The following is a 1,721-nucleotide window of genomic DNA, read 5'->3' on the forward strand; positions in this document are numbered from 1 at the left end:
TTTTGCCTCAGTCTACAGGCAATTTCAAGATATTGAGGCATTTAAGAGCGAAATTGATAAATTAATGAACAAGTAATCTTATGGCTAAAACTAAAGTTGAGTTTGTATGCCGAGAGTGTGGAGCTTCGCATCACCAATGGGCTGGCCAGTGCTTGGAATGCAAAGCATGGAATACTCTAGAAGAAATTGTCATTTCACAAGCTACAGCATCAAAACCAGATAGCCTAAAAGATCTTCCGGCATCTAAAGTTCAAAACTTGACAGAAGTTAAGTCTCAAAATAAAGATCGCTTGTCAACTGGTCTTTCTGAGCTTGATCGAACGTTAGGGGGAGGTCTAGTTGATGGATCAGTGGTACTTATTGGAGGTGACCCAGGTATCGGGAAATCCACTCTGATTCTTCAAGCACTAGCAACCCTAAACAAAGCCAATACCACTTTGTATGTCAGCGGAGAAGAGTCTGCCGAACAGGTGAGCGAAAGGGCAGTTAGACTGGGCATTAAAGAAGATGTTCTTTTTATTGGTGAGACTCATTTAGAAAAGATACTCAAACTCTCAAAAGATGTTCAGCCCAAGGTTATCGTTATTGACTCAATTCAAACCATGGTCACTGATCTATCAACATCGGCGCCTGGGTCAGTTACTCAGGTGAGAGACTGTGCAGCGCAGCTCACTCAATATGCCAAACAAACCAACACAGTTTTACTCATGATTGGCCATGTAACAAAGGGTGGAGCGCTAGCGGGACCAAGAATACTTGAGCATATGGTCGATGCAGTTCTCTACTTTGAGGGTGACGCAGGTGGAAGATATCGTGTTATTAGAGCCGTCAAAAATCGCTTTGGAGCGGTGAATGAGATTAGTGTTTTTGCAATGGGTGAAAAAGGCCTTCAACAAGTCAGCAATCCGTCATCTATATTTCTTTCCAATCAAGAAAACCCTTCTTCTGGATCAATGGTTATGGTTACAAGGGAAGCTACAAGACCGCTTTTAATTGAAATTCAAGCCTTGGTTGACCAGTCTAATGGTTCTCCAAAGAGAGTCAGTGTAGGCCTAGATCAAAACCGATTGGCTCTTCAACTTGCAATCCTGCACAAACATTCAGGGATTGCAACATTTGATCAGGATGTTTTTATTAATGTAGTTGGTGGTATTAAAGTCAGTGAAACTGCTTCAGATCTTGTTGTTATGCTTGCAATTGTCTCCAGTTTGAGAGATAAAGTCATTCCAAGTAATTGGATTGCTTTCGGTGAGGTAGGGCTTACTGGTGAAGTAAGGCCAGTCTATAACGCCCAAGAAAGACTCTCAGAAGCTCAAAAACAGGGTTTTGAGCTTGCGATTATTCCAAAAGGAAATACCCCTAAAAAAAGCATCAAAGGAATGAAGATTGTATCAGTAGGGTATCTATTTCAAGCCATCCAATATTTACTTGAGAACAGCTAGAGATTTACAAATCAATTCCTTTTTGAGCTCTGATATTGGCTCTAAAAGCGTGCTTTATGTCTTCCACCTCGCTAACTGTGTCTGAAACATCAATCAAGGCCTGACTAGCTGCTCTTCCAGTAATAATAACATGCTGATCTTTGGGTCTATTCGAGAGTGCTAATAAAATCTCAGATTCATCAAGATACTTATAATTTATCATGTAAGTGATTTCATCAAGAACAACAACTGATATTTCTTCATTAGCTAGAAACTTTTTTGCCTCAAGCCAAGTTTGAG

3 protein-coding genes are annotated in these 1,721 nt (G+C 40.5%); 2 read left to right on the top strand and 1 reads right to left on the bottom strand.

Going from position 1 to position 1,721, the window contains the following annotated elements; translation table 11 throughout:
• The coding region (locus F3741_12765) for a transcriptional regulator NrdR (protein ID MZG31648.1) at nucleotides 1-76 on the top strand (76 nt) is incomplete at its 5' end.
• A gap of 4 nt (nucleotides 77-80) precedes the next feature.
• On the top strand, nucleotides 81-1,442 hold the full coding sequence (radA, locus tag F3741_12770; GenBank protein ID MZG31649.1) for a DNA repair protein RadA: 1,362 nt from the start codon (nucleotides 81-83) through the stop codon (nucleotides 1,440-1,442).
• Between the two features lie 4 nt (nucleotides 1,443-1,446).
• On the opposite strand, the gene F3741_12775 is transcribed toward radA, so the two are convergent.
• On the bottom strand, nucleotides 1,447-1,721 hold a 275-nt coding region (locus tag F3741_12775; protein ID MZG31650.1), incomplete at its 5' end, for a cob(I)yrinic acid a,c-diamide adenosyltransferase.

The organism is Nitrospinota bacterium, from assembly GCA_009873635.1.
Lineage (GTDB): Bacteria > Nitrospinota > Nitrospinia > Nitrospinales > VA-1 > LS-NOB.